Source organism: Mesorhizobium sp. M00.F.Ca.ET.216.01.1.1 (genome assembly GCF_004010325.2).
Taxonomy (GTDB): domain Bacteria; phylum Pseudomonadota; class Alphaproteobacteria; order Rhizobiales; family Rhizobiaceae; genus Mesorhizobium.
On sequence record NZ_SADR02000014.1, the window covers coordinates 166,158 to 192,223 of the forward strand.

The following is a 26,066-nucleotide window of genomic DNA, read 5'->3' on the forward strand; positions in this document are numbered from 1 at the left end:
CTCAGCGCTTTTTATGCAATGAGACTGGAAATTTGAGCGTCTGGCCATCCCGCGCGGCAAATGCGCCGGCAAACCTGTCCTTGGCCAGTTTCTCGATCTCGTCCAGTTCCTCGTCGGTGCGTGTCGGATCGTGGTGAAACAGCGCAAGCCCCCGCGCACCGGCCGCCTCACAGAGCTTGACGCCGTGTTGCCATGTCGAGTGCCCGTCACCGCGGTGGCGTTCCATTTCCTCCTCGGTGTAAGTGCAGTCGTAAATGACGAGGTCGGCATCTTCGATCAGGCCGAGCACCGCCTGATCGAGTTTATCCGGCTCGTGCTCAGTGTCTGTGATCACTGCCACGACACGGCCGCCCCATTCCACCCGGTAGCCTATGCAGCCGCCTGGATGGACAAGACTGCCGGTTCGGACCACCACCCCTTCGCGCGGCCGAAGCACGTCTCCGGATACGAAATCGCGGCAGTCGAGGCTTGCCTTGCAGATATCCAGTTTCACCGGAAACCACGGCGGCCGCATGAACTCATCGGCCATCTGCCGGGTCGTCATGCGTCCTGCAAGATGCCCGGACCAAAGCGTAACCTTGACGCTCCGGTCATAGATCGGCGCAAAAAACGGCAGCCCGATGATGTGATCATAATGGCAATGGGTGAAAAGCAGGTCGAAATCGGTCACGCCCGACGCCCGAAGCGCCCGGCCGGCAGGCCGCAGGCCAGAGCCCGCGTCGAACAAAAGCGTATGCTTACCGCATCGCATCTCAAGGCAGATTGTGTTGCCGCCATAGCGAGAGAATTCTGGCCCCGATACCGAAATGCTGCCGCGCACGCCCCAAAACCTGACCAGGAAAACGTCGTCGTCCATGCTACCCCTTCGCAGTCCCCGTCGCCCATCGTAGCCACTGCTGCTAGGCGAGACAGGTTTTTCTCCTGGTGACCTTGTCAGTAAGAGGCTAGTGCTATCCCGACGGCGAGGATCGAGCGCACGTCATTCGTTTATTTGGCGCTTCGTGCGTCGATCAGATCCGCGGTCGTATGGTTTAGGCGATCGGCAAGAACCCGCACCATCTCGATGGTCATTTCCGGGAACTCCTTCATAAGCCTCAGGAAATGATCCTTGCGGATTCTCAAGGCTTCCAGCGGACATGCCGCTCTGACGGTGGCCGTGCGGGAGCTGTTGCACAATATGGCGATCTCGCCAACAATCGAATTTGGCACCAGTTCAGCAACTTTTATCGGTCCGCTGTCGGAATCGACCAGAATATCCGCCCTGCCTGAAAGGATGACATAGGCGGCGTCACCCTCGTCGCCCTGCCGGAAAAGGATCTGGCCGGCGCTGTAGCTCACGCGATCGGATGTGAACGCAAGCAACTTGAGCTTTGTCGGCTCGATGCCAGAAAACAAGGGAACGCGCTGCAGCATTCCAACTTCATCCTTGAGCAGCATTGTCGCAAGCCTTCCCAAAATTCGCATTTGGCAGATTAGTCTATGACAGCAGTTCCTTGAAGATACCGTTCCCTGCCAAAAGTGTCTCGTGTGTTCCGTCTTCCACCAATTGACCCGAGTCGAAGACGATAACGCGATCGAACATCATCGCCATTGCCGGATTCGTCACGACCCACACAATTGCCGGCGAATGGCCGTCGCGCCTGGCTTCCTCGAGCACGTTTCGCAGCACCTTATCCTGCATGCGCTGGTCGAGCGCCGAAAGCGGCCGGTTGAGAATGAGAAAATCGGGACGCTTGAGCAGGGCCCGGGCAACATCGAGCTTCTGTCGCTGTCCACCGGTCAGCCGCCTGCCGCCGGAGCCGACGTTGAAATCCAAGCCGACATCCAGAAGTTCGGCATAAAGTCCCAGTTCGTCAAGAATGTCATAGACGATGGAGCGTATGCGGTCGGGCGCGTCGGGATGGTTGTTGCCCACACGCCCGAACAGGACATTATCCATGACGGTGGCCGCGGCAATGTATTTAGCAGGATCATACCGTTCGATCGCATTTTGCAGCTCGGGCGGCAGATTTTCATGGAACAGGTTGCGTGCAGCGACGATCTTGCTCATCAGTTCGTCGCTCAGCAGGCCGAAGCGGTGCCGGGGTTCGATATAGGCAAAGCTCAAGCTGACGATCATGGCGCGGTCGTTCTCCGAAACCGCTTCGTGGGAACGGTTCTTGAGCCGTTGCAGCAAGGTTTCGTAGGCGGGTATCTCCTCGGCGCTCATGAAGGCGAGCTGCTGGAAGAACTGGTGATCGGGCGGCAGGTCGGCAAATAGCTCGATCGCCTGTTCGGCGATCTCCATGCCCATTTCGTAGAGCGTGCGGTCGAGGCCGGCTTGCCTCAGCACAGAAGCAAAATAGGGATTGGCCGCTAGAGCCCTGTCGGCCAGTTCGGGGCCGGCGGCAGCGCCAAAGAGCAGGTTTTGGCCGATCGTTGCTTCCTTGTTGTAGGCGCCCGGTTCGAAAGGAACCACCAGTCCACTCAGCCCTTCGTGTTCCAGCCGGGTTCGCAGCGCCGCACGCAGTTCGACGATCCGCCTGGCAAGCTCCGTGTGACGCGTGAGGTCGGCCGAAGAGCGCAAGCCAAGGTCCAGAATGTCACGCGACAGAACAACCGCGTCGAGCACCCGGCGCACGGCTTCAAAGAGGTCGTGCGGACCGGTAGCGCCGGCGGAAGCATAGTTGATCCAGTCACTATGGATATCAAGATCCGGATTGCCCGACCGGCGCGCCTCATGGATGTTCCAACGGTGCTGGTCTGCCGCGGCACCGTCATAAGGCACCGATGTCAGCGGCGCATGCTTCAACCCGTAGAGCAGGTTATCGCGCAGGCTTGCCTGGAACAGGAAAACATCCGACGAGGCATAGGACATGCGCCGGCCGGTCACTGCTTCGGGGAGTTCAAGCAGGTCGATGCCGCCCGAAGCGATCCTTCCGCTGTCCGGCCAGTTCAGCCGCGCGAAGGCTTCTGCCAGCGCCTCCGCTCCACCTGTTGCCGTGCTGACCAGCGCCACCGTCTCACCCGGCCTGACCTGGAGGGAGATGCGGTTGAGGAGCATTGCACCGCCATCGTCTGCTATGGACAGACTGATCGCCGACAGCGGGTTGGTCATCGGATCGGGATCGTCGATCGTCAACGCCCCGATTCTCGGCGCGATGAGACCCTCGACGGTGAATTGTTCAACGACCTGCTGATATTTGACCTGGACGTCCTGCCGATCCTGATCCCAGTCGATCAGTTCCTTCATCGGTCCGGGCAGGTCCTTGTAGGCGCCGATCACGGCCACGAGCTGGCCGACGTCCAGTCGCCCCTGGATGACCAGATACCCGCCGATCATGTAGAACAGGAAGGGCGTGAGCTGCGCGAGAAAGTTGTTGAGGAACTTCACCATGAATTTCCATTGGTAAAGATCGAAGCGGATCCTAAAGATGAGCCCGAGCCGGGCAGCTATGTCGGCGCGCTCGTAGTTTGATGTATCGTGGACGTGAACCGCGCCGATGCCGTCGACGATTTCGCCAACCCGGCCCGAAAGCGCGCGCGCCGTCAATTGCCGTTGGCGCCCGAGCACGATAAGCCGCCGCCGCATTCGCGGGATGATCACGATCTGGATTATCACGATCACGGCCGCTATCATTCCGAGCCAGAAGTTCTGGACCACGATGAACAGCATCGCCGTCAGCGCCTGGCCGCCGAGCAGCACCGGCTGCAGGAAGGCATCGCCGATGAAGCCGCCCAACGGCTCCACCTCGTCCTTCACCATGGTCGCCACTTCGGCGGATTTCACCCGCTTGAAGTAAATCGGCGGAAACCGCAGCACACGATCGACCAGATCGAAGCGGATACGCCGCAGCATGCGTTCGCCGAGGCGGCCCTTGTAGGTGTTGATATAGAGTTTGAACAGGCCGTTGATGATGACTAGCAAGAGAAACACAACGCTCAGGGCAAACAGCGTCTCCTTGCGGTCGAGCTGAAAACCGGAGAAGAACTGGACCTCTCCAATCAACGGCAGGTTATAGTGTAGCCTCATGAATGGCTGGGTCGCGCCCGGCTGCTCGAAGCCCTTACCTTGGATCGGGCCGTTGACGATCAGCTTCGGCAGGTCGAAGGACATGAAATACGGGATCATCGAAAGCACGACGATCATCAATATCCAGACCTGCTGCTTCTTGGTGTGCGTCCAGATATAGCGGGCTAGGCTGGGTTCCATATGCGACTGTGGACCCTTCAGTTGGAAGGATGCAGGATGTAAAAGCACCTGCTGGCGAATGGCGTATCGGCAATTTCTTCGTCGCCAACGACAAGCTCGAAGCTGCAGTGCACGCAGATTGTCCTGCGCTCAACGATGGAAGGAACCTGCGAGGCGGCGCGATCCAGTTCCGGCGCATGGTCGATGACAACGACATGGGTATTGTTGATCAGCGAAGAAAGCAGCTGGCCAAACCGTTCGCGGCTTCCGTAGGGTTTTGGCGAATAGCCGAGCAGCACGAGGCCGCAACTGCACGACTGGTGCTGGCGGATGGACGCCGATGGTCCGGACAGATGCAACAAGCTCTCTCCGGCACCGAGCAATGGCGAAGCGGCTTGCAGCATAATCATGTCCGCGAATCAAACAGCCTTGCGGGAGGCAAGATTGCGTTGTGTCGCCCGAAATCCCAACATACAAGACGAGTATGATGGATGTCACGCAACCACGCAATGCCGGCATGGACTGGCACGAGCAAGCCTTGGACCTAACGCGGGGAATTGCTGCCTATGTCAACTGCCCTCTCGTGGCAGGGCTGGCGCGCGTCATCACCAAGCATCCGAAGGCCGATATCGCCAACGCCTTCAACCACAAGCAGGTCGCCTGCAAGATGTGGGCGCTCGACAGGCTGTTCGAAAGCTGCGGCGGCCGGTTCGGATGCATATGGGTTCTGGGTGGATGGTACGGCGTGTTGCCGGCAATGCTTTTCAACGACGCCCGCTTCGACATCGCGGCGGTCGATAGCATCGACATCGATCCCGAAGTCGCACCGGTCGCCCGGACCCTCAACCGGGAAGCCGGGGACCGGTTCCGGGCGCTGACGGTAGATATGTACGCACTCGACTATGCGGCCGGGCGGCCCGACCTGACGGTCAATACGAGTTGCGAACACATAGCCGATCTGCGCGCCTGGCTTGCTCTGCTTCCGCGGGGCACGAATGTTCTGCTGCAATCGAACGATTATTTCAGCGAGCCGACGCACATCAACTGCGTGGCTTCACTTGCAGCCTTCGAAGCAATGGCGGCGCTACGGGAGGTGCGGTTCTCCGGCGAACTGCCGACAAAAAATTATGCGCGCTTCATGCTGATTGGAACTGTCTAATACATTTCGCCCAAAAATTGCGTAGCGGTTTTGGGACATGCATAAAAACAAGGACTTGAAGCGCGTCGGACGAATCTCACCAGACGCGACGCGCGTTAGAGCAATTCCAGGAAAAGTGTGAAACGGTTTTCCGTCCGGACTTGCGTCAAAACAAAGAGATAGAGCGGTTCTGCGTTTCCGTGAAACGATGAACGCTCTAGGATCCATCGTCTGTTTGATCATGAGCTTTTCTGAAACCGGGCCCCATTTTTAGGGACCATGTTCGATACCGCTCGCGCAGGATTTGCGCCGAGTGACGCGCGCCTTCCAGATCGAGACGATGCGCGGATGGCGTCGGTGCCACAAGCGCCTGTTCGATCGCTTGCGCCAAACCTTCAGGCGTTAGGTCCTTTTCCATCAGCACCGTTGCAAGACCGAGTTCTTCGAGCATCAGGGCGCGAACCGTTTGTTCGGTTTCCCCGCCGGCTGCAAATGGAACGAGCAGGGAGCGACAACCCGCGCGCAGGACATCGCAGACCGTGTTGTAACCCGCCTGCGAGACTGACAGGCGGGCGCCGGTCAGCAGGCTGGCGAAATCCTCGCGAAACCGGAAGATGGACAGGCCCGGCGTGGCATCGCGTGCGATCGCGTCAAACTCGTCTTTCGGCAGGTTTGGGCCGGTGATCAAACACCATTTCCAACCGTTGTTGGCATTCCGCGCCGCTGCGATGGTGGAGCTGACAAGACTCTTTCCGGCAGCTCCGCCGCCAACCGACACCAGAACGTCGAAGCGCTCGAAGGCCGCGGGCGATGGCGGCGCGGCAACGAGCCCTGTGTAGGTGACCTCGGCCCTGATCGCCCCAGCCAGTGGAAATGTCTTGTCGATGGTTGCGAAAGCCGGGTCGCCGTGGACCATAACAAGGTCGAAATGCCTGTTGACAAGATCGACCGTTTCCTCGTTTCGGCCCGGCTTGACGCGCTCCTGAAGGATATCACGGACGGACGTCGCCAGCAGCGGTCTGGGCGACGTCGCGTCGATGGCCTCGATCAGCGGCAGGAGTTCGAAACGCATCTGCCGGCGTCCAAATGGAAACGCCTCGACAATGACGATATCAGGCCTGCAATCCCGGAATGCCTGGAGCAGCATCTCTGAACGCCATTTCTTGAAATCATCGTCGATGGGTTTGCCCTGCAGGTCGACAAGTCCGGAAAATCCTTCATCACCGGAGGTGACAGGTGGCAGGGTTACAGGTTTTACCCCCAGTCCCGGAAACCCCGCGACCGGCGCTCCGCCGGTCACGACGGTTACGTCAAACTCGTCATCGACCAGAGCCGCCGCGACGCGGCTGGAGCGCGCGAGATGGCCGATACCGAGCAGGTGCTGGACATAGAGGAAGGCGCGCAGCCGCTTCAATCGGCGGCCCGCCACTCGCGCTCGAACAGTTCCTTGAGCTGTCCAATGCTCGCCATATGATCGAAATTGCCGCGCACGCGCCGCTCTGCGGCGTCGCCGAGGCGGGCGCGCAGCACGGGATCACGGATCAGGCGCTCCAGCGCCTGTGCCAGGGCAATTGGGTTTTCCGTCGGAACCAGCAGTCCGGTTTCATCCGGCGATATAAGCTCCGGCACGCCGGAGATATCGGTCGACAAGCAGGCAAGCCGCTGGCTAGCCGCCTCCACCAGAACATTCGGCAGACCGTCCCGGTCGCCATTTGCGGTGATCCTGCAGGCCAGGGCGAAAATGTCGGCGCAGCGGTAGTGCTCAAGCACCTCCTCCTGCGCAAGCGCGCCTTTCCAAGAGACGCGATCACCCAGTCCGAGCTTTTGCGCCAACGCCTTCAACCGTTCCAGTTCCTCGCCGCCGCCGATATGCTCGAAACGCCACGCCAAATCACCAGGCAAGAGGGCAAGGGCCTCCAGCAACGTATCGTAACCTTTCTTTTCAACGGCGCGCCCGACACTCAGAACGATAACCGGTTCGTCCGGCGCCGACCCGTCATGCTGTTTTCGCGCCTCGCCGAAACTGCCGAAGCGATCAAGGTCGAGCCCATGATAGCTCAGATGCACAGACGAGTTGCCGTTAGCGAGTTTTTTCAGACGGTCGAAGCCGGTTTTCGTGCAAGTGACCGTCCAGCGCGCCGAGGAGAGCTTGCCAGCCAGATCCCAGTCCGCCGAAGTCCAGATGTCCTTGGCATGGGCCGAGCAGCTCCAGGGCAGGCCACGAAGCTGGCTGACATAGCGCGTCACCGATGCCGGTGTGTGCGCGAAATGTGCATGCAGCCAGCCCGCGTCTTCCGGCCATTCGGCCGCCAGCACGAGCGCTTGCCCGAAGCGGCGCGCGCGATTGCGTGTAAAGTCGCGGGTGATATCGGTAGCCAGCGATCCGAGCGCGCGCCAGAAGCCCGGCCGCAGCAGATAAGCAAACAGCGAGCGAAGCACGCGCAGCGGCTCTTCATGCAGATATTCCGGCAGATAATGGACGGACGCTTTGATCTCGTCATGCACGGGGTGGCGTTTTGCGTCGGTCGGCCGCCTGAGCGCGACGAGTATCAGGTCGAACCCCGCACGCTCCAGACCGAGCAGTTCCTGCGCGATAAAGGTTTCCGACAGCCGCGGATAGCCCTTCAGAACCACGACGATCTTGCGATGTTGCAAGTCAGTTGATTCCTTCAATGACCGAAAGGTGATGACCGGCCCGCCGGTCGAGCAGTTCCGCGACGATTTCGGAAATATGAGGCAGCCCTTCCAGCGTCAGATGCGGATTGCTCTGCGATGGGCGGGGCCGGTCCGGCAGCGCCTCCAGTGCACCGGCAAACCGCCGGGAATCCTCGGCTTCCTCCGGCAAAAGCATCTCGATGAGCCCGAGTTCGGCTGCGCGCCGTGCTCGGATCAGTTGTTCCTCGCGGGGCTTGACGCGCGGCACGATCAGCGCCGGCTTGTCGAAAGACAGTATCTCGCAATAGGTGTTGTATCCGCCCATCGCCACTACCGCCTTTGCGCCGGCAATCAGCTCTTCCATGCGGTTGTCGAACTCGATGATCTTGATATAGGGGATCTTAGACCCCTTCTTGAGCAGCTTGTTGCGCTTACGCGCCGGCATGTAAGGCCCAAGCACGATCAGCGCCCTATGCTGCAATTGCGGATCCTGCTGATAGGCATCGATGACGTCGTGGATCAGTTCGGCGCCGTCACCGCCGCCACCGGTGGTAACTAGGATATAATCGCCCTCGGGCCGGTGGCCGGGCAACTCATTCTTCTGCAGGCTCCGTTGCAGGAAACCGACGAACTTCATCTTTGCCCTGACAGCCGGCGGCACATCCAGGCCGGTCAACGGATCGTAGAAATCCGGCGGACCATAGACCCAGACCTTGTCGTAGAAGAGGCCTATCTTGCGCATCACATCCCTGCGTGCCCACTCTGCTTCGAGCAGATGCGGCGCGTCCATCACCTCGCGCAAGCCAAGCACAAGCGTGGTGCCCCGCGTCTTGAGGTAGGACAGCGTGTCCTCGATCTCACCGCGCAGGCCGAGCGGTTCCTTGTCGACGATGAAGATATCCGGCCGGAAGGTCTCGGCTGTGTGGCGGATGATCGACTGGCGCATCCTTAGCGTCTCATGCAGATCGATATCCTTTTCCAGCGAGGTGTATTCGCCGTTGCGCAACTTGATGACGCTGGGGATCTTCACGAAGTCGACGCGGGCGCGGTAGTCGAAGGCGCCAGCGATAGTCGCACCCGAAATGATAAGCACCTGAAGTCCGCGGAAATCCTCGACCAGCGAATGCGCGATCGTCCGGCAGCGCTGCAAGTGGCCTAGCCCGAACGTGTCGTGGCTGTACATGAGAATTCGAGCGTTTTCTGCGTGCTGGGTCATTGTTGAACGTCTCTTAGAATTCTCGCCTTGAGGACCGCGAGCGACCCGCCGGCTTCGAAACCATCCTGGTTTTGAAACATGAGGCCGCAATTTTTAATTTGTATTACTTCTGTGGAATGCCTGTCAGATAGGGTTTCTGATTGCCTGAGTCCGAAACTAGATGGATTGGCGAATATCGCCTCGGCGGGAGCGGGCCGAGACTCCCTGTTGTTGTTTTGGGATGGATCGAAGGGGAAAGCGGTGTCCAAAAGATCGGCAGAAGTCATCCCTCTTGATTCCAATAAGCTCCGGTCTCTCCGAACTCCATTGGTTTCGGAGCGGTGAAGGCGAATTCCGCTATCCTGCCCATATAGCCAATTGCTTGATCGGCATACGAAAGGACAAGGTCGCCGGGCGTCGCACGGCGCATATTGTTGTAGAACTCATTTCGCGCGCCATTGCTCTCGGTCTTGGGGGACCAAAGGTGCTGCCCATCAATCTCTTGACGGGCGGTCTGATTATGATTCACCGACCAGAACTGAGCCATCTGTCTCCCAAGCTAGCCGGAATTTCGGCAGGAATCGAGTGGATGCCAGCGCTCACAACACACCGCCTGCAGCAGGGTGTGTGCAACACCGGTTGCTTGTCGATCGCTATGGCCTCTGGCTAATGCCTTAGCTGGGGCGGTGACGGTACTTTTTGAGACGACCTGAGCGCGCCATCGAACGTCGCGAGGTGCAAAAATCGCTCGATGGTCCCGATAGTTGGCGAAACCTCAAAATATTTCTTGCGGCGATTTTAGCTTTAAAATCAAGAGTGTAATTTTTTGACGGCCTTGATGTCGGAGTTTGCGCGACGCCGAAAAATATTTGCCGGTGATTTCAATGGGTTATATGTTGTTTGAACAATCGAGTGGGAATAGCGGAAAGACTTGCGAAATTCGGCGAAACGGCCATTTTAGCGTGAAAAAACATAGTGTTATCTGCGGTCTCGTTGACCATACACAGCACATTGTCAGTTGAACCTCGGATTTCGGCAAGCTGTTGATTTTCAAGAGATGCGTTTGGATTGGATGGCTAGCGACTAAAAGCAGCGAGAAAATCTGACAGTATTTCTGACGGTATGTTCTGGAGCATCCAACAGGGGCGGGTCACATACCGTCAGCTGAATCAGCGTGCTGACGGTATTTTTCCAGAGGCTTAAGTTTTGAAATTGCGAGAGGAATTGCCGTCAAAGGAGCCTTATTTTCCCTGACGGTATTTTTGCCTGCAGATAGGGTGCGGAGGAAATCGCCGCCCCTTCAAACCTGCACCCTGTCTGTGGCGCTAGCCGACGGTCATTAGCTAGACTTTGTCATCCGGATGGCCGAGCCGCATAGGCGCGCAGTCACGTCTTCCACCCGCGTGGCCGCATAGCCGCCTGTGTCCAGGCGCGATCCGGGCAAATTAGGCTTGTGCGGATTACTTCGAGGACTTGTGTTCGGATTTACCTTTTCGCTTGGTCGAAGCCATGTCGTGCAATTCCTTTTCGCTCATCGACTTCTCCATGCTTTTCGAAGCTCCTTTCAGTTCACTTTTCTTCATCTCGCCTCGTTTGGCGGCGAGTGCGGCTCCGGCGGCTTTCTGCTGTGATTTGGACTTGGCTGGCATCGTTTGGTCCTTTCACGGATGTAGTTCGATCGAACGCGCAAAGGCCTATTTAGTTCATTGTCCGTTGAAATGTGCGAGGCGGTGGGATGATGTGCAGATTGCTGCAGTGGCCTTGCGATACGACGATCGTGGCTGTCGAACCGCCCGGAGAATGTCAGGGAAAGGGTCGAGCTCCTGATGCCGTTCGTTCAGCGAGGCTCGGGAGTTGGTTCGATCGCAAATCCTGGGCCTCATGAGCGCCGTGTCGGAAGCGATCGGCGTGATCATCGCAAGATCGTGGGCGGCATAGATCCCTGCCCAAAGCGGAAAGTGGTGAATTCGATAGCATCGACCTGCGCTCCGCGTTTGGCGGGTGGTCGAAAACGAGCGATCGCGCTGGCGGGGTTAAGCGCGCTACCAACGCTGCGGGAACAATCGATCGCCTTGACGCGTTCGACTGTTTTGCACTCTCCGGGGGTCCCTGATGGCGCCACGTCCCTTCTGGAAAGGCTATCTCAAGCTTTCGCTTGTGACCTGTCCGGTCGCAATGACACCTGCTACCACCGAGAGCGAAAAGGTTCGGTTCCATACGCTCAATCGCAAGAGCGGCAACCGGGTCGTCAGCCAATATGTCGATGCCGTCAGCGGCAAGCCCGTTGCTGAAGACGACGAGGTGAAGGGTTATCAGCGCGGCGAGGACGAATACGTCCTGCTAGAGGATGACGAGCTCGACGCTGTCGCGCTGGAGAGCACGCGCACGATCGACATCGATATGTTCGTCGATGCCGACAGCATCGGCTGGATTTGGTACGACAAGCCGCACTATCTCACCCCCGACGATCCTGTTGGGGAGGAGGCATTCTCGGTCATTCGCGACGCCATGCAGTCGACAGGTACAGTCGGAATATCACGGCTGGTCATGTATCGCCGCGAGCGTGCCGTCATGCTCGAGCCGCGAGGCAAGGGCATCGTGCTGTGGACGCTGCGTTATGGCGACGAGGTTCGCGATCCCGAAGACTATTTCGGCAGGATCAGCGAAGCCAAGCCCGACCCGAAGCTGATGGACATGGTCTCGACCTTGATCGATGAGCGAACCAGGCAGTGGGATCCAGCCATGACCAGGGATCCTGTCCAGGCGCGGCTGCTGGAGATCATTGCCTCCAAGAAGAAGGGCAAGAAGCGGCCGGCAAAGGCCAAAGCCGAGGCAGAGCAAGCGCCCAGCAACGTGATCAACATCATGGATGCCCTGCGCAAGAGTATCAGCTCGGAGGCTGGAAAGAAAAAATAGGCTCCTGGGGACAGGCGGTGGGTAGGGCGAATGAGGCAGCATGGCGAAGGCCATTCCCCACGATCCTGCTTTCGACAGCACCATAGCGCTGCTTCGCGAAGGCTACGATTTCATCGGCCGCCGAGGCGATCGGCTCAGCACGGACATCTTTGCCACGCGCCTGATGCTGAAGCGGGCGATCTGTGTTCGCGGGGCAAGCGCAGCCGAAATGTTTTATGGCGGCAATCACTTCACCCGCAACGGTGGGATGCCGCAAATGACGATGCGGCTGTTGCAGGACAAGGGCAGCGTCCAGTCTCTCGACAACGGGGCACATCGCCACCGCAAGGCGATGTTTCTCTCCATCCTACTTGCGCCGGAACAAATAGAGCACCTGCGCACGACTTTCCGCGACGAGTGGCTTGCAGCGATGGACGATTGGCAGCGGCGTGACGAGATCAGCCTGTTCGACGAGGTGTACCTGGTCCTGACGAGATCCGTTGTGCGAGGGTCGGGACTGCCTCTCGACGGAAAGAGCCCGGCCGATCTCTGTCTCGAATTGAGTGGCATGGTCGAGAATGCCGGCGATTTCGGGCCGAGCACCTGGTTGGCGCTTTGGCGGCGCAGGCTAACAGAGCGCTTTGTAGGTTTCTGGTGCGGCGGACCCGCTCAGGCGCCCTTGCGCTCGGGAAAAGCGCTCCGATCCGCATCGTTTCCGAGCATCGGGACCAGAACGGAAATCTGCTTGAGATATCCGACGCGGCGGTCGAGATCATCAACATCCTGCGGCCGGTGGTCGCGACCGGCCGTTACATCGTCTTCGCCGCGATGGCACTGAACGGACAGCGGCAATGGACGGATCGTTTCGCGGCCGGAGATGAGACCCAGCTTGAAGCATTCGCTGAAGAGGTGATGCGGCTTTATCCCTTCTTTCCATTCATCGGCGGCGTAGCCCGCGACACGTTCGAGTGGGAGGGCTACCGAATTCAAAAGGGCGATTGGATGATTCTCGATCTCCACGGTACCAATCACGATCCGCGGCGATTTCCTGCACCGAACGCGTTCTCGCTGGATCGCGACATAGGCTGGAAGACACAAGAGTTCGATTTCGTGCCGCATGGCGGCGGCGACGCTTCGGTCACCCATCGTTGCCCCGGCGAGGCGGTTACGGTCGCGTTGATGAAAGAGGCGATCCGGCTGCTGACCCGATCGATGACTTTTGAAATTCCTGACCAGAGGCTGACTCTGAACCTGTCGCGCATGCCGGCACTCCCTGAGCAGGGTTTGCGAATGCGGAACATCCGTCATGTCGATGCCTGGGCCAGCCGATGAAAGGCAGCTTTCCCTTGCCTCTCGACACGCCTCCGATGGAGGCCAAGGCGGCAGATGTGATTCCCGAGGGAGATGACTGGCAATACGAGGGCAAATGGGACGGCTTTCGCTTCCTGGCATTCCGACAGGGAGATGCCGTGGAGCTGCGCGCAAAGTCGGGCAAACCGCTCGGACGGTATTTTCCCGAACTCGTCGCGACATTGAGGGATTTGCCATCGCCCCGCTTTGTCGTCGACGGTGAAATCGTCATCTCGGTCGACGGCAAGCCATCCTTCGACGCGCTCCAGATGCGGCTTCATCCCGCCGAGAGCAGGATCCGAAAGCTCTCGCTGGAAACCCCGGCGCATATCGTCGTCTTCGACATGCTGTGCGACGAGCACGGAACCATCTTATTGGCCCGGACACTGGAAGAAAGACGAGCGATGCTTGAGGCCTTTGTTGCTTCGGCAAGCCGTAAAGACATCGTGCTCTCGCACTGTACGCGCGATGTGAAGGAAGCACGCTTCTGGCTAAGTGATGCCGGACATGGCGCGACCGATGGCGTGGTCGCCAAGCGGCTGGACGAACCGTATCAGCCAGGCGTGCGCGCGATGGTGAAGATAAAGCGGCTGCGGTCGGCCGATTGCGTGGTCGGCGGCTTTCGATATCTCAGCAACAGCCCGCAAGTCGGTTCATTGTTGTTGGGTCTCTACAATGATGCCGGCAAGCTCGATCACGTCGGTTTTACGTCGACCATTGCCAAACGACAGGGCGGAACTTACCCGCAAGCTCGAAGCCATGCGCGAACCGCCGGGCTTCACCGGAAAAGCGCCGGGCGGACCGAGCCGCTGGAGCACCGAACGCAGCGGCGAATGGCAGCCGGTTCGGCCGGAATTGGTGGTGGAAGTGCGATTCGACCACGTCACGGGCGATCGCTTCCGGCATGGCACCAAGTTCCTGCGCTGGCGGCCCGACAAAGCGCCGGAGCAATGCACGTTTGAGCAGATTGCGTGATGGTTCGCGCGCATACTTCCGTGGTGCTCAAGCCGCTTTCTTGCGCCGTTTTGCCGGTTCTTCGATTGGCGCTGCGGCTGCACGGAAGTCTTGCCAGGGATCCGATGATAGCGAGGCAAGCCTGATCGGTGTGTTCTCGACCGTAAAATAGGCGGGCCCGATCCCGGGACCGAGCTCGTCCCACGAAAGCGGCATCGAGACCGCCGCACCCGGCCGTGCTCTTGTCGAATAGGGTGCTACCGCCGTCGCGCCACGCTGGTTGCGCAGATAGTCGACGAGAATTTTTCCGCGCCGTTTAGACTTCGTGATGGTCGAGACGTAACGGCCGGGACTGTCGGAGGCCATTGAGTCGGCCACGGCCTTGGTGAAGGCCTTCACGGCAGGCCATTCGGCCTTCGGCTTCAATGGCGCCACCACGTGAAGGCCCTTGCCGCCTGACGTCTTGACGAAGGGGGCAAGCCCTGCCTGCTTCAGTCGATCGCGGGTCTCGACGGCAGCTTCAATCATCACCTCCCAGCTCACGCCTTCGCCGGGATCGAGGTCCATGATGATCGTGTCCGGACGCTCCCAATCGCTCACCATGGAGCCCCAAGGATGGATCTCCAGCGCCGCCGACTGAACAAGACCTATCAGCCCATCCAGATCGTTGATGCTGATCAGCTGCTCGTCGGGCGGATCCCTGGGGTCGTGAACCAGGACAATGTTGGGGTTGAGACCCTTCCAGGCGTGTTTCTGGAAGAACCGCTCGCCCGAAATACCGCTGGGACATCGCAGCAACGCCAGCGCCCGGCCGACGATGTAGGGCGACGCATAGCGCCAGACCTCGGCGTAATAGTCGGCGAGACCCTCTTTGGTGACGCCCTCATCCGGCCAGTAGAGGCGATCGGGATGGGTAAGCTTGACGGTCCGTTGCTGAGGTTTGGCCGCCTCCTTGCTGGTCCTCGGCGTTTCGCGGACGATTTCCTTCGCCGGCTTGTCTTCACGTAAGCCGCGGAACGAGGCGTGACGCAGATTGCCGTCAGCGGTCCAGGCGCGAAATTCGATTTCGGCAACGAGTTCCGGCCTGACATAGCGCACTTGCCTTGCTTCCTCTGCGCTCAGCCGCTCGTCAAACGGGCTTGACGGGGTGCGGATCCTCTCGAGCCGCTTGAAAAGACTTTGCGCGACCGCTGCCGTGTAGCCGGTGCCAACGCGCCCGACATGATGAAGCTTGCCATCATCATAGACGCCCAGGACCAGCGAACCGATCGCGTTGCGCGATGTCGTCGACGGAACATAGCCGACCACGACAAATTCCTGCCGTGCGGAGCATTTCGACTTCACCCAGTTTTTGCTGCGACCAGTGCGATAAGGCGCATCGCGAAGCTTGGAGACCACGCCTTCCAGGCTCAGCCGACAGGCATGTTGCAGGACCAGGGCGCCGTTCTCCTCAAAGTGGCTGCTGTAGCTGATGATACCGCTGCCACTGCCGACGATCTCTTCCAGCAACTCCTTGCGCTTGATCAACGGAACGTCACCCAGATCGTAGCCGTCGAGATGGAGCAGGTCGAAAACGTAGAAATGAAAGCGATCCGTCCGCCCTTCGCTGAGATCGGCTTGCAGCGCGGAGAAATCCGATACGCCGGCGGAGGTCTCGACGACGAGTTCACCGTCGATCAGCGCCGTACCGACAGGGATATCTGCCAGCGCCGACACTACCGCCTTTCCGAACTTCTTCGTCCAGTCGAGACCGCTTCGCGTCAGCAGTTTGACGCGACCGGCTTCGATCCTGGCCTGCAGCCGATAGCCGTCAAACTTGATCTCGTGCAGCCAGCGTTGGCCGGACGGCGCGGAAGAAACCAACGTCGCCAGCGTCGGTTCGACGAAGCCGGGGAGCGCTGCCTTTTTGGCGCCCTTGATCTTTGACGGCTCCGGAACCCTGACGGTGGCGGTCTGCTCTTCCGGCGGAGCTGCGCTCGTGCGGCGGCCGCTGCGCTTGCGAATGCGGCCTGTCCTGGATGACCAGCCGGGCTCTTCGCTGGCGACGTCCTTGATCTCACGGCCGGTCACGACCGATTCCGGCCTCTCGTCCAGAATGTCAGGATCGCCTTCCGTGCGCGCGGCGGCATCATCGCCTTTGATCAGCAGCCAGTTCTCGCGTTTTTCCCGCGGCTTTTCGGCCATGCGCACAAGATGCCAACGGCCACCAAGCTTTTCACCGCGCAGCTCGAAATCGAGATGGCCTTTGGCGTAGCCGCGATGCGCGTCGCCGATCGGGGTCCAGGTGCCTCTGTCCCACACGATTACGGTGCCGCCGCCATATTCCCCCTTCGGGATGGTGCCTTCGAAACCGCCATATTCCAGAGGATGGTCCTCGACATGGACGGCAAGGCGCTTCTCGCCGGGGATGAGGCTGGGGCCTTTTGTGACGGCCCAACTTTTCAGCACGCCGTCCATTTCGAGACGAAAATCATAATGAAGCCGGGTGGCGTCATGCTTCTGTATGACGAAGCTGTTCCCCGTCCTGGGTGCCCTGCGACCCTGCGGCTCCGGGGTAAGGGAGAAATTGCGCTTCTTGCGGTAAGTCTCGAGCGCCATTTATCAGCCGGCCTTCCGGCGCGGCGCTGTCTCCTTTGCCTTCGCGGCGCGCGCCGGCTTTGATTTTGCCGCAGCTGTTCTTGTCGAGGGCTGCTTGCCGCCAGCGCCGGCACTTTGGCGCAGCGCATCCATAAGGTCGACGACCTTCTCCCGTTTGGGCTGCTTCGGGACCTCGATCTTCCTGCCTTCGAGCTTTGCCTTGACAAGTTCGCCGAGGGCCGCCTCATAACGGTCGTCGAATTTGGTGGGATCGAACTTGCCCTTCTTGGTCTTGATGATGTGCTCGGCCAGTTCGAGCATTTCGCCCTTGATCTTCATGTCGGGCATGTTGTCGAAGGCCTCCTCCGCCGAGCGCACTTCGTAGTCGAAGTTCAACGTCGTCGCGACCAGCCCTTCATCATAAGCGCGGATGAGCAGGGTCCGAACGCGCCGAAACAGGACCGTCTGGGCAATCGCGGCGACTTTCTTCCTGCGCATGCCTTCGCGGATCAGCCCAAATGCTTCTTCTGCGTGTTTGTCCGGCGGGGCGAGGTAATACGGCTTATCGAAATACACGTCATCGACGTCCGAACAGCCGATGAAGGCCGAGACCGACAGCGTCTTATCGCTCTCGGGGACAGCAGCGGCGACCTCATCGGGCTCAAGTATGACATACTCACCCGAGCCGATCTCATATCCTTTGACCTGATCGTCTTTCTCCACCGGTTTGCCGGTATCGCTGTCGACGAACGCGCGATGAACCCTATGGCCCGTCGTCCGGTTTATCGTGTGGAATGCAATCCGCTCGGAGGTTGAGGCGGCCGTATAGAGCGCCACCGGGCAGCTAAGTTCTCCAACTTTCAGGAAGCCCTTCCAATTTGCTCTCGGCGCCAAGACACAGCCTCACTGTCACAAGCATTTGCAATGGAAATGCAACGTGGCGGCGTCGGGATTTGTTCCTTTGGCGTTATCGTGCCTGCAGGGAGGCGCCGACGATGATCGCCCGCAGGCGAGCGACCCAATGGCGGGATTCAACCTTCAGAACTGACGCTGGTTCCCGGCCCACCGACAAGCCATTCCGCCGCAACCAAATTCACGACCCATCGTTGTCGAGCATGAAGGGAGCGCTTGGCAATGAACAGACTATCATTTTTGCTGGTGGCGGCTCTGGCTTTGGCGTAGCGACAACACTGAGCCGACACAGGGCAATAATACCAGCACCTCTGAACCGACTCAGAGCAATACCAACACCGTCGACCAAAATTCGAAGGTGGATAGAAACCCTACGCCCAGCACGACAACGGGTGGGGAACAGCCCGGCACGCCGCCGGCGCAATGAAGGCTCGGCCGGCCGACCGGCATGTGCAAAGCAGCTTTCCATTTCCCGTATGCGCAACCAGAGCGCCTAAATCTCACTCCGACTGGCTCTGCTCGACTAAATGGTATTGGTACCGGTCTCGAATGAACTCGTTGAAAAACCGGCCTTTTGACGAGGCTTTGCGGAATGCAGCGTAGGTTTGCGGCGGCACGTCGTCGTAATCGTAACGTTTTCCGCTTGGGACAAACCATACGGAAAGGATCCTCGTCGCAGGATCGTAATTCATGCTTCGGACAGCAGTTGAAGGCATTTTCCGAATACTCCACCCGGTCCAGGCAAACCCGCCCCTGCAAGCCAGGTTCCGTCTTGCGTCAGATATGGAACGATGATCCCGCCAGATCGGTGCCCCGAAGGCCTTGCCGCCGAGGATCGGCTTCACCACCTAGCGTTCATGCCATCGCTCAAAAACAAGCAACCGGAACTCGTTGGCCAAGGTGATCTGTTTCGCGCGCCCGACGATCTGCCGGAAGGATTTCGCTATCAGCCAGAGCTGATTACGGCAAAGGAGGAGGCTGAGCTGGTCCACCAGCTCGAAAGTCTCACCTTCCAGCCCTTCGACTTTCACGGCCATCTCGCAAACCGGCGCGTGGTCGGTTTTGGGCTGCGCTACGACTACGACCAGCGCAAGGTCATCGAGGCGCCGGTGATCCCCGATTTTCTGATGCCGCTGAAGGGGAAGGTGGCGGCGTTTGCACAGCTACCTGCCGATGCTTTCGTGCAGGTTTTGATCAACGAGTACCGACCAGGCGCAGGTATCGGCTGGCATCGCGATAAGCCGCATTTCGATGCCGTAGCCGGCGTTTCTCTTCTTGCTCCGTGCAGTTTTCGGCTGCGCCGGAAGAACGGTACGAGATGGGATCGCGAGACAATCATCGTCGAGCCGAGGTCGGCTTACCTCATGACGGGTCCCGCGCGCACCGAATGGGAGCACAGCATCCCGCCGCTTGCTGAGCACCGCTATTCAATCACCTTGCGTACCCTGCGGCCGCAACCGTCACCTTGATCACAAGCGGTGGTTCGATGACGATCGGGACCGGCTCTCATGCCACTGAAGGTCTGTGACGGGACAATCGGCGTCCTGAAGTCCGCCCGTCCATAGGGCGCTGATTGCGATCGGGGCGGACTTGGCTTGGTCCGCCTCAGGTCTCCAGATCGATCAAGGCGATGCCGAGTTCCGGGCGCTTCCTGCGGCGCAGGTGGCCAGGCGCTTCGACCAACGCGACTTCGAGTGTCGGCCGAACAAGACCTTCCAGCAGATGTCCGCCCCTCGTGGTACCGTCGCTCAATCCGAGCACGACATGGACGTGAAGACTGGGCTTGCCGCCGTCGCCCATCGCAACGTCGCCTATGGCGCTGAGCACTTCGCACTGTTCCAGGACGGGGATTTTCCGGTAGGTTTTTTCCTTGAAATCAAACCAGCCGACAGTTGCTGTCTCGAAGGCGCCGATCGCGGTCAGCGAGGCGCCGCCAATCTCCTGGTCGATCGCAAAAGAAGTAAGCGCCGCGAGCGCTTCCTCGCCAGGATCAAGCACCACCACGAATGTTCTTTGTCCGGCACTTTCGGCAACACGCTGTGATTTCATGATTTTGCTCCAGTGGCGGGAGCCGTGTAACGGCGGCGTACCGCATCCAGAACACGCTTGCGGCTTTCTTGCGCTGAGAGCGTTTCGTCCTTTTCTGCCTCGATGGTTTCGCGCGCCAAATCTTTGTCCCTGATCTGATGGCGAAACCACTCAGAATAGTCGCCGGCACGCAGATGATGTTCCCAGGTTTTGTCGTCGATACCTTCGGCGATCTGAACGAAAATCATCAGATTGTGGGCGCGGAGATTCATCGCCTTGTCGGCGCCTTTGAAATAGAAGCTGCCGGCCTCGTCGAGTTGGCCTTCGGCATATTTGCGGCTGTGACGCTTCAGTGACTGCCGTGGTTCGGTCGCCTTGACCATGGCTATTTTCTTGCGGGTTTGCGGTCGCCAGAACAACACGCGCTCTCCTTTTGGCGGCCGAATGTCCGTTGGCGGCTTGGTACCCGTCTCATGACAAAAGGCCTTGATGACGTTCTTCGCCTTGGGACCGAGGGCAATGACGGCCGTGACCAGACGCAAGGCATCGGTCGAGATCGCTTCCGGGTGAACGGTGATCAGAATGGTGCCCGGCAACTCCAACGATAGGACGGCACGTGTGTCGTCGCGCCTCTTGGGGAGGAGATGGTGAGCTTCATCGATGACCAGCCAATGTGGCCTCGCTGTACGGAAGCGCAAGTTGCCAAGACCCGGCAACAGCTCGGCAAAGAAGTCAGGTCGCTCATTGACCCGCATTGCCAGCCCGTTGACGACCACATTGGTTTCCGGCTTATCGAGCAGGTCCAGCACTTGTGCCTTTGTCGGTGCACTGGAGCCATCGCCCAGCCGGACGGCACCTTCGAGCCCGTCATAGTCGCCTTCCGGGTCGAAAATGCAGAACTGAAACTCGTTCTCGACGAAATGTTCCGTCAGCGCCGTGGCCAATGTGGATTTGCCGATGCCCGAGCTTCCGGCGATCAGGACTGTGTCGGTTGGCCACAGATATACCTCGTCGTGACTATCGGAACCGAGCAGAATGCCGTCATGGCGGCCCCGGACAAGTTCATCATCGCGCTCCATCAGTTTGTCGATCAGTTCTTCGACACCTTTTCCACGCGCCCCGCGCGTCACGAGGTCTGCCGTATCTTTGACAGCCGGCAGCGCGTTGTCGACGGCGACGCTACAGCCGCAGGCCTGCAGGAACGCATGATCGTTTTCAGCATCGCCAACAGCGACCACATTGTGTGGCGACAGCCGCAGGTCCTCAAGTGCTGCGGCCAGCCCGGTTGCCTTGTTGACGCCGCTGGGCAGGATCATCACTGCGCCCTTGTTGAAGATGATTTCCAACTCCAGTCCCAGTTTTTTGATGACCTCAAGAACCGTGGCTTGGTGCGGTTCCCAGGTCGCAACGATGGACCGTCCGACGGACAGCGGTTTGACGCCAAGTTTCTTCAGCTTGGCGACAAGCTTGGGCGCCGGCGATGATGAAATCGTACGTTCTTCCTCGCTGGCAGGCGTGTAGATCACGGCCCCATTTTCGGCGACGACCTTGTCGAACAGGCCGACCTCGGGAAAAACGCGCTTGAGATCTGGAAGTTCGCGCCCCGTGACGAGGATGAGCTTGCGGCCACTTTTCTTGAACCGTTCGAGAGCTGTAAGCGTCTTTTCAGCGACGATCCCATCGTGCGCCAGCGTGCCGTCATAGTCTGTTGCCAAGGCGATGAAATACATCTGTCGACCATTTCATATCTGGCATCGCCGCTTCACCTTCGCGCGCGAGAGCTCGACCGACAAAATACGCCGTTCACCGGGCTGAGCGAGCGACAAGTGTTGCAGGCGATGGGGCAGGTCCCACTTCAGTAGCCGCCGATAATCGGCAATATCTCGCCGGTGATATAGCTTGAGCAGTGTGGCGAGCCGAGGAACACATAAGCGGGCGCGATCTCCTCCGGCTGTGCCGGCCGTTTCATCGGCGTGTCTGCGCCAAATTGCGAAACGTCAGCGGCCTCCTTGTCCGACGGATTGAGCGGTGTCCACACCGGACCAGGCGCCACTGCGTTCACCCTTATTCCCTTGCTGATGAGGTTGCCTGAAAGCGCGCGCGTAAAGGCATGAATGCCGCCCTTGGTCATCGAATAATCGACCAGTTGCTTCGAGCCCTCGATGCCGGTCACTGAGCCGGTGTTGATGATCGCCGAGCCGGGTTTCATATGCGGCACCGCCTCCTGCGCCATGTGGAAGTAACCATAGAGATTGGTCTTCAGCGTCGTATCGAAGTGCTCTTCGGTCAGATCGCCGAACTCACTGGAATGAATTTGAAAAGCGGCGTTGTTGACCAGGACGTCGATCCGCCCGAATTCCTTCACGATCTCAGCAACCGCATTGTGGCAGTGGTCGCGTTCGCTGACATCGGCCTTGATTAGAATGCAGCGCCGGCCTTCGGCTTCGACTGCCGTCTTTGTCTCTTCGGCATCCTTGTCCTCGGCCAGATAGATGACAGCGACGTCGGCGCCTTCCCGCGCATAGAGCACGGCCACTGCGCGGCCAATGCCTGAATCGCCTCCGGTAATCATTGCCACTTTGCCGTCGAGTTTCTTCGATCCGATATAGAACGGCGCATCGTAAAGAGGCGCCGGCTCGATCGCCCATTCGTGCCCGGGCTTTGGTTGGTGCTGCTCCGGAAAAGGCGGCTCGGGATACTTGCGTGCTCCGGCCTGCATGGCACCTTTTTGCTTGCCATTGCCCTTCGATTTGTCCTTGGCGTCGATGCCGCGCTGGATGTGGCGTTGCTTGGCGGCTTCGCTGGCGATTTCCGATTTCATCCGCATGGCGATCTCCTTGGCCTTGAACACGAACAACGCATGTCGGATGAAAAAGTTTACGCGTTGGCGTCATTCCTTCAGTCTGGCGACGCGCTCGAGAAACGGCCGTTGCAGCAGCGGTAGATGGCAGTCGCCGCCGCCGGACTATGGCTGGCGATCCTGTTCGGGTTGACACTGATCGCATAAGGGCTGCGAGCTCGCGCGCAACACCCGGTGAAATTGCATTCCTTCGGCCCGTCCGGGGGAGCCCTCCCTGCCACTAAGCCCGATCAATGGCCTGTCTTGTCATGCGGTCTGAAACCGGCTTGCTTTCTGGTGATCCCCGCTCGCGTAGGAAGACGGCCAGCAATATCAGCAGGGCCGTCGATAGAAACTCGCTTTGCCAGTTCTGGAAACTTTCGAACCAGAACTGGCCAGAAACCAAATCGTGCCACATCGTTTCAGGTTGATGGCCGTGCCAAAGCGCTTCTTGCGCAGCACGACGGATGCTATTCCAGACATGCAGCATGAAGGTCGCGTTGAAAAGCGCCAACAGCGCCAGCCCCTGCGAGTGTGAGTACAACGCTCGCGTCCAGTCACCCTTCCGCACGGGCCATGGTGCGTCGGGTTTGTTTCGGTCCAATACGGGATCAGGTCCTGTGGAGAAGGCTTGTCCGGATCCTTCGATTCCGCAGAGCCGCGCTGGATCAAAAACGCGGTCAGCATGACAAAGGCCCACTTTTCTAAAGATTCGCTCTCCCAATTTTCGAAAACAGCCGAAAGAAAGGATCCTGAGCCAGGAACATCAAAAGGCTTTTGGCGTGGATCACCATGTGCGAATTCGGTCTTGGTTGTGTGCCGTCCAGCCGGTCAGCGCTTGGCCAATCAGACAGATCAAAAAGATCGCCAACGTCACGAGCACGAGACCATTGTTCTTCAGGAATGATCGCATGCTCTCGCCAAGGTTGATGCCGGAAGTGTCCGGCAATGATCGTTCATGTGTCTGCAGTTCGAAACGACCTTCATCCGACATTGTTCCTATTTCGACCCTCCAAGCCCGATACAGCGAAGGCGTTGCAGCCATCTCGTCGTCACATCCGACCCCCAACCTCGTTCTGCAAATGATGCGGTGCAGCCGGGAACCCTGATGGCTGGGCGACGTTTCGGAGAAAGTGCAGTTACGGAGAAGTCGGATGCAACCCTTAGTCGCAAAGCCAGCCCGCCGTCCCGGCACGCTCAGCATCGTGCCTTTTGACGGAACGGTGGCAGTCAAGTTCTCAGACGCGATCGTTGCATCAAGCGAGCGGGCAAAAGTACTCTATGAAGACGGATGTGATCCGGTCTTCTACATCCCGTTCGAAGATATCTATTTCGAGCTCTTCGAGAAAACGAACACCACGACAATCTCGCCATCGAAGGGTACGGCGAGCTACTGGCGCGTGCATGCCGTCGGTGGATCAGCCGACGACTTCATGTGGGCGTATGAAACGCCGGAAACGGCCGCTTTGGCCATCGCCCGTCATGGCGCATTCGACCCCGAAAAGGCGCGCATCGAAGCGGATCCCACCGAGGACCAGCGGCACACCCCGCACGTCATCGACTAGGAACGCTCGATCACCCGCGAGATCGATCCCGGCAGAGGCTTCAGAATTCATCGTCGAGGACGCGCAAGCTATCCTCAAACTTTGATGTTGGGGTTCCGGTCTGCCGTGCCTGCCAGAGATTGTCGGCAAGATCCGCGCGCTTCACCGGCAGTGCCAATGGGTTGGAGGCTGCCCTACGCACGAAAGCCAGATCATCCTCGTCCGGTCTTCGCGTGAGCGCATCGACCGCCGATACGATGGACGACCCGAACCCGGCAGCTTCGAGGCGATCGCGGCTCCAGCCCTCGCCCTTCTCAAGAACGTCGTGCAGGTAGGCAACAGCTTTCTGGTCAAGTGTTTCGACACCGTCGGCGACGCGGCGGCAATGCTCGATGTAAGGCTGCCCCGTCTTGTCAGTCTGCCCGGCATGGGCCTCTTCGGCGATCTTTGCCGCACGATAAAGCACGCTCATCCGCTGATCCTGCGTCTTTGTTCCTAACCAAACGATGTATTCGGCGCCATGTTCCAATCGCATCTGTGAGCGTCGAGGAACGAAGCATGGCGGCTAACGTTTGCTTTCGCGAGAGCGAACAAAATGCGCCAAAGACACTTCTCTCTTTCCTGGCCTTGGTTGCCAGGCGACGCTGAAGCGGCGATGGCCTGATGTCGGCGCAGGGATTGACCTATGGTCCACTGGGCGACAGGTGCGTACATCTTTGCGTCGACATGCAGCGCTTGTTTGTGGAACCGTCGCCCTGGGCAACGCCTTGGATAACCCGTGTCCTGCCGCTGATCGAAAGTCTGGTTGAAAGGCGCGCTGCGGAGACAGTCTTCACCCGCTTCCTGCCAGCACAAAAACCGGGGCAGGGCGCGGGCACTTGGAAGCGCTATTATGAGCGCTGGGCATCAATGACGCTGGGTAGGCTCGACCCAGGGATGGTCGGCCTCTTGCCGTCGCTGGCGCAGCATAGTCCTCCCGCAATTGTCATCGACAAGCGCATCTATTCGCCCTGGTTCGAAGGGGGGCTAAGGAACCTTCTATCAGAGCGTCGGGTCGACACCTTGGTGATCACCGGTGGCGAGACCGACGTGTGCGTGCTGGCCACGGTGCTGGGCGCTATCGATTTCGGCTATCGCGTCGTGCTGGTGACCGATGCACTGTGCAGTTCGTCCGACGCTACGCATGATGCGCTTTTGACGGTTTATCGCCAACGGTTCGCACAGCAGGTCGAGACGGTGGAGATGGAGACGGTTCTGTCGGAGTGGACCTAGTTCACGATAGGCTCCGTCCTCATTGCCGGTGATCGCCACAAGCGCGACCTTGCTGGCCGCGGGCATGCGCCCCTTTTCATCGGTCTCGGAGAGAAGGGCGTCTATCCGCTCCATTACGGGCTTGGCGACGCTGTAGGGCTGACCCATCCAGATAGGCGGTCCAAGTACGAAGATGTCGGATGCGACGATCTTCTTGCGCAGGTGCGGCCAGTCATCGCCTTTCCCATGTCGGAAAGCACCCCGGGTTTGATGTCGTGGTCGCCTCGTGCGGCCGTCAGGAGCCGTTAGAGTCCGTTTTGAAATTCACGGGTGAGCGTTTCGGCGGATGAGATTGCCGCCCATTGCGACAAGGATCATGGCTTGCGAGACGTCGATGCGCTGCTCGTAGTCGCGCACGAGGCGGCGCCACCTTGTCATCCAGCCGAAGGTCCGCTCGACGACCCAGCGGCGGGGCAGGATCTGGAAGCCCTTCTGGTCGTCGGATCGACGGATGATCTCGACCACGAAGTCGAGATAGGCGGCTTTGTCCATGAGCT

At 59.2% G+C, this 26,066-nt stretch carries 26 protein-coding genes and 2 pseudogenes; 9 read left to right on the plus strand and 19 right to left on the minus strand.

Annotation, left to right across the window (positions count from 1 at the left end; all coding sequences use genetic code 11):
• Nucleotide 1: 1 nt before the first annotated feature.
• The 3 genes from EN859_RS19400 to EN859_RS19410 all read right to left on the minus strand — a co-directional run bounded on the left by EN859_RS19400 (nt 2) and on the right by EN859_RS19410 (nt 4,192).
• Nucleotides 2-856 (minus strand): MBL fold metallo-hydrolase, encoded by an 855-nt coding sequence (locus EN859_RS19400; RefSeq protein WP_127855662.1) that lies wholly within the window; start codon nt 854-856, stop codon nt 2-4.
• Between the two features lie 131 nt (nt 857-987).
• A complete protein-coding gene (locus tag EN859_RS19405; protein ID WP_127855663.1) occupies nt 988-1,437 on the minus strand; it encodes a cyclic nucleotide-binding domain-containing protein in 450 nt (149 codons plus the stop codon).
• A 40-nt stretch (nt 1,438-1,477) separates the two neighbouring features.
• Nucleotides 1,478-4,192 carry an ABC transporter ATP-binding protein gene (locus EN859_RS19410; RefSeq protein ID WP_127855664.1) on the minus strand — a complete coding sequence of 905 codons (2,715 nt, stop codon included), beginning with the start codon at nt 4,190-4,192 and terminating at the stop codon, nt 1,478-1,480.
• A gap of 29 nt (nt 4,193-4,221) precedes the next feature.
• On the opposite strand from EN859_RS19410, the gene EN859_RS38165 reads away from it, so the two are divergent.
• Together EN859_RS38165 and EN859_RS19420 are read left to right on the plus strand one after the other, a co-directional pair.
• Nucleotides 4,222-4,659, plus strand: a complete 438-nt coding sequence (locus tag EN859_RS38165) for a hypothetical protein (protein WP_189502091.1) — start codon at nt 4,222-4,224, stop codon at nt 4,657-4,659.
• Complete coding sequence (locus EN859_RS19420) at nt 4,659-5,330, plus strand: class I SAM-dependent methyltransferase (RefSeq protein ID WP_127855684.1); 672 nt, start codon at nt 4,659-4,661, stop codon at nt 5,328-5,330. Before EN859_RS38165 ends, EN859_RS19420 begins: the two co-directional genes overlap by 1 nt.
• A 196-nt stretch (nt 5,331-5,526) precedes the next feature.
• On the opposite strand, the gene EN859_RS19425 is transcribed toward EN859_RS19420, so the two are convergent.
• From EN859_RS19425 to EN859_RS19445, 5 genes are all read right to left on the minus strand, one after another.
• Nucleotides 5,527-6,723, minus strand: coding sequence for a glycosyltransferase family protein (locus EN859_RS19425; protein WP_127855666.1), 1,197 nt, complete (start codon nt 6,721-6,723; stop codon nt 5,527-5,529).
• Nucleotides 6,720-7,964 (minus strand): glycosyltransferase, encoded by a 1,245-nt coding sequence (locus EN859_RS19430; protein WP_127855667.1) that lies wholly within the window; start codon nt 7,962-7,964, stop codon nt 6,720-6,722. The genes EN859_RS19425 and EN859_RS19430 overlap by 4 nt, the downstream gene beginning before the upstream one ends.
• Nucleotide 7,965: 1 nt before the next feature.
• A complete protein-coding gene (locus tag EN859_RS19435; protein WP_127855668.1) occupies nt 7,966-9,180 on the minus strand; it encodes a glycosyltransferase family protein in 1,215 nt (404 codons plus the stop codon).
• Between the two features lie 262 nt (nt 9,181-9,442).
• Nucleotides 9,443-9,706 (minus strand): hypothetical protein, encoded by a 264-nt coding sequence (locus tag EN859_RS19440; protein WP_127855669.1) that lies wholly within the window; start codon nt 9,704-9,706, stop codon nt 9,443-9,445.
• A 913-nt stretch (nt 9,707-10,619) separates the two neighbouring features.
• Nucleotides 10,620-10,808, minus strand: a complete 189-nt coding sequence (locus EN859_RS19445; protein WP_127855670.1) for a DUF3008 family protein — start codon at nt 10,806-10,808, stop codon at nt 10,620-10,622.
• A gap of 463 nt (nt 10,809-11,271) precedes the next feature.
• On the opposite strand from EN859_RS19445, the gene EN859_RS19450 reads away from it, so the two are divergent.
• The 4 genes and pseudogenes from EN859_RS19450 to EN859_RS19460 all read left to right on the plus strand — a co-directional run bounded on the left by EN859_RS19450 (nt 11,272) and on the right by EN859_RS19460 (nt 14,379).
• Complete coding sequence (locus EN859_RS19450; protein WP_127855671.1) at nt 11,272-12,075, plus strand: Ku protein; 804 nt, start codon at nt 11,272-11,274, stop codon at nt 12,073-12,075.
• Nucleotides 12,076-12,115: 40 nt separating this feature from the next.
• On the plus strand, nt 12,116-12,892 hold the full coding sequence (locus tag EN859_RS38670) for a hypothetical protein (protein WP_127855672.1): 777 nt from the start codon (nt 12,116-12,118) through the stop codon (nt 12,890-12,892).
• A complete protein-coding gene (locus EN859_RS19455) occupies nt 12,847-13,386 on the plus strand; it encodes a cytochrome P450 (protein ID WP_127855673.1) in 540 nt (179 codons plus the stop codon). Before EN859_RS38670 ends, EN859_RS19455 begins: the two co-directional genes overlap by 46 nt.
• Nucleotides 13,383-14,379: pseudogene (locus EN859_RS19460) on the plus strand (ATP-dependent DNA ligase). Before EN859_RS19455 ends, EN859_RS19460 begins: the two are co-directional and overlap by 4 nt.
• Before the next feature lie 27 nt (nt 14,380-14,406).
• Here EN859_RS19460 and ligD read toward each other — a convergent pair.
• The 3 genes from ligD to EN859_RS19480 all read right to left on the minus strand — a co-directional run bounded on the left by ligD (nt 14,407) and on the right by EN859_RS19480 (nt 18,563).
• Nucleotides 14,407-16,956: a DNA ligase D gene (gene ligD / locus EN859_RS19465; RefSeq protein WP_127855674.1), complete on the minus strand. Its 2,550-nt coding sequence runs from the start codon at nt 16,954-16,956 to the stop codon at nt 14,407-14,409.
• Nucleotides 16,957-16,959: 3 nt separating this feature from the next.
• The gene (locus EN859_RS19470) at nt 16,960-17,829 is read right to left on the minus strand and encodes a Ku protein (RefSeq protein ID WP_127855675.1); all 870 of its coding nucleotides are present in this window, start codon (nt 17,827-17,829) and stop codon (nt 16,960-16,962) included.
• Between the two features lie 518 nt (nt 17,830-18,347).
• Nucleotides 18,348-18,563, minus strand: a complete 216-nt coding sequence (locus EN859_RS19480) for a KTSC domain-containing protein (RefSeq protein ID WP_127855676.1) — start codon at nt 18,561-18,563, stop codon at nt 18,348-18,350.
• Between the two features lie 141 nt (nt 18,564-18,704).
• Between EN859_RS19480 and EN859_RS19485 the strand changes: the two genes are divergently transcribed.
• Complete coding sequence (locus EN859_RS19485; protein WP_127855685.1) at nt 18,705-19,316, plus strand: alpha-ketoglutarate-dependent dioxygenase AlkB; 612 nt, start codon at nt 18,705-18,707, stop codon at nt 19,314-19,316.
• Nucleotides 19,317-19,452: 136 nt separating this feature from the next.
• Here the strand turns inward: EN859_RS19485 and EN859_RS19490 are convergent, their stop codons facing one another.
• The 6 genes and pseudogenes from EN859_RS19490 to EN859_RS40495 form a co-directional block, all read right to left on the minus strand.
• The gene (locus EN859_RS19490) at nt 19,453-19,896 is read right to left on the minus strand and encodes a PPC domain-containing DNA-binding protein (RefSeq protein WP_127855677.1); all 444 of its coding nucleotides are present in this window, start codon (nt 19,894-19,896) and stop codon (nt 19,453-19,455) included.
• Nucleotides 19,893-21,605, minus strand: a complete 1,713-nt coding sequence (locus EN859_RS19495; protein ID WP_127855678.1) for an HAD family hydrolase — start codon at nt 21,603-21,605, stop codon at nt 19,893-19,895. Before EN859_RS19495 ends, EN859_RS19490 begins: the two co-directional genes overlap by 4 nt.
• A gap of 125 nt (nt 21,606-21,730) precedes the next feature.
• A complete protein-coding gene (locus EN859_RS19500; RefSeq protein WP_127855679.1) occupies nt 21,731-22,702 on the minus strand; it encodes an SDR family oxidoreductase in 972 nt (323 codons plus the stop codon).
• 253 nt (nt 22,703-22,955) lie between these two features.
• The gene (locus EN859_RS19505) at nt 22,956-23,414 is read right to left on the minus strand and encodes a DUF6766 family protein (protein WP_348632932.1); all 459 of its coding nucleotides are present in this window, start codon (nt 23,412-23,414) and stop codon (nt 22,956-22,958) included.
• Nucleotides 23,390-23,458, minus strand: a pseudogene (locus EN859_RS40490) (hypothetical protein); the annotation flags it as partial. The gene EN859_RS19505 and the pseudogene EN859_RS40490, both read right to left, overlap by 25 nt.
• A 43-nt stretch (nt 23,459-23,501) precedes the next feature.
• A complete protein-coding gene (locus EN859_RS40495) occupies nt 23,502-23,708 on the minus strand; it encodes a DUF6766 family protein (protein ID WP_348632931.1) in 207 nt (68 codons plus the stop codon).
• 160 nt (nt 23,709-23,868) lie between these two features.
• On the opposite strand from EN859_RS40495, the gene EN859_RS19510 reads away from it, so the two are divergent.
• Nucleotides 23,869-24,279, plus strand: a complete 411-nt coding sequence (locus tag EN859_RS19510) for a DUF427 domain-containing protein (RefSeq protein ID WP_127855680.1) — start codon at nt 23,869-23,871, stop codon at nt 24,277-24,279.
• 40 nt (nt 24,280-24,319) lie between these two features.
• On the opposite strand, the gene EN859_RS19515 is transcribed toward EN859_RS19510, so the two are convergent.
• Entirely contained in the window at nt 24,320-24,730 is a 411-nt protein-coding gene (locus EN859_RS19515; protein ID WP_127855686.1) for an HD domain-containing protein, read from the minus strand.
• Between the two features lie 191 nt (nt 24,731-24,921).
• Here EN859_RS19515 and EN859_RS19520 point away from each other — a divergent pair, with 191 nt between their 5' ends.
• Nucleotides 24,922-25,530 (plus strand): cysteine hydrolase, encoded by a 609-nt coding sequence (locus EN859_RS19520; RefSeq protein ID WP_127855681.1) that lies wholly within the window; start codon nt 24,922-24,924, stop codon nt 25,528-25,530.
• Between the two features lie 303 nt (nt 25,531-25,833).
• Here EN859_RS19520 and EN859_RS19530 read toward each other — a convergent pair.
• A partial coding sequence (locus tag EN859_RS19530) for a transposase (protein ID WP_145971997.1) occupies nt 25,834-26,066 on the minus strand: 233 nt, incomplete at its 5' end.

Bases quoted from the DNA above. Each gene is read 5' to 3' on its own strand.
- EN859_RS19400 (WP_127855662.1), bottom strand. From the start codon at position 856: ATGGACGACGACGTTTTCCTGGTCAGGTTTTGGGGCGTGCGCGGCAGC.
- EN859_RS19405 (WP_127855663.1), bottom strand. From the start codon at position 1,437: ATGCTGCTCAAGGATGAAGTTGGAATGCTGCAGCGCGTTCCCTTGTTT.
- EN859_RS19410 (WP_127855664.1), bottom strand. From the start codon at position 4,192: ATGGAACCCAGCCTAGCCCGCTATATCTGGACGCACACCAAGAAGCAG.
- EN859_RS38165 (WP_189502091.1), top strand. From the start codon at position 4,222: ATGCAGGATGTAAAAGCACCTGCTGGCGAATGGCGTATCGGCAATTTC.
- EN859_RS19420 (WP_127855684.1), top strand. From the start codon at position 4,659: ATGGATGTCACGCAACCACGCAATGCCGGCATGGACTGGCACGAGCAA.
- EN859_RS19435 (WP_127855668.1), bottom strand. From the start codon at position 9,180: ATGACCCAGCACGCAGAAAACGCTCGAATTCTCATGTACAGCCACGAC.
- EN859_RS19440 (WP_127855669.1), bottom strand. From the start codon at position 9,706: ATGGCTCAGTTCTGGTCGGTGAATCATAATCAGACCGCCCGTCAAGAG.
- EN859_RS19445 (WP_127855670.1), bottom strand. From the start codon at position 10,808: ATGCCAGCCAAGTCCAAATCACAGCAGAAAGCCGCCGGAGCCGCACTC.
- EN859_RS19450 (WP_127855671.1), top strand. From the start codon at position 11,272: ATGGCGCCACGTCCCTTCTGGAAAGGCTATCTCAAGCTTTCGCTTGTG.
- EN859_RS38670 (WP_127855672.1), top strand. From the start codon at position 12,116: ATGGCGAAGGCCATTCCCCACGATCCTGCTTTCGACAGCACCATAGCG.
- ligD (WP_127855674.1), bottom strand. From the start codon at position 16,956: ATGGCGCTCGAGACTTACCGCAAGAAGCGCAATTTCTCCCTTACCCCG.
- EN859_RS19480 (WP_127855676.1), bottom strand. From the start codon at position 18,563: ATGCCTTCAACTGCTGTCCGAAGCATGAATTACGATCCTGCGACGAGG.
- EN859_RS19485 (WP_127855685.1), top strand. From the start codon at position 18,705: ATGCCATCGCTCAAAAACAAGCAACCGGAACTCGTTGGCCAAGGTGAT.
- EN859_RS19490 (WP_127855677.1), bottom strand. From the start codon at position 19,896: ATGAAATCACAGCGTGTTGCCGAAAGTGCCGGACAAAGAACATTCGTG.
- EN859_RS19495 (WP_127855678.1), bottom strand. From the start codon at position 21,605: ATGTATTTCATCGCCTTGGCAACAGACTATGACGGCACGCTGGCGCAC.
- EN859_RS19500 (WP_127855679.1), bottom strand. From the start codon at position 22,702: ATGCGGATGAAATCGGAAATCGCCAGCGAAGCCGCCAAGCAACGCCAC.
- EN859_RS40495 (WP_348632931.1), bottom strand. From the start codon at position 23,708: ATGTCGGATGAAGGTCGTTTCGAACTGCAGACACATGAACGATCATTG.
- EN859_RS19510 (WP_127855680.1), top strand. From the start codon at position 23,869: ATGCAACCCTTAGTCGCAAAGCCAGCCCGCCGTCCCGGCACGCTCAGC.
- EN859_RS19515 (WP_127855686.1), bottom strand. From the start codon at position 24,730: ATGAGCGTGCTTTATCGTGCGGCAAAGATCGCCGAAGAGGCCCATGCC.
- EN859_RS19520 (WP_127855681.1), top strand. From the start codon at position 24,922: ATGTCGGCGCAGGGATTGACCTATGGTCCACTGGGCGACAGGTGCGTA.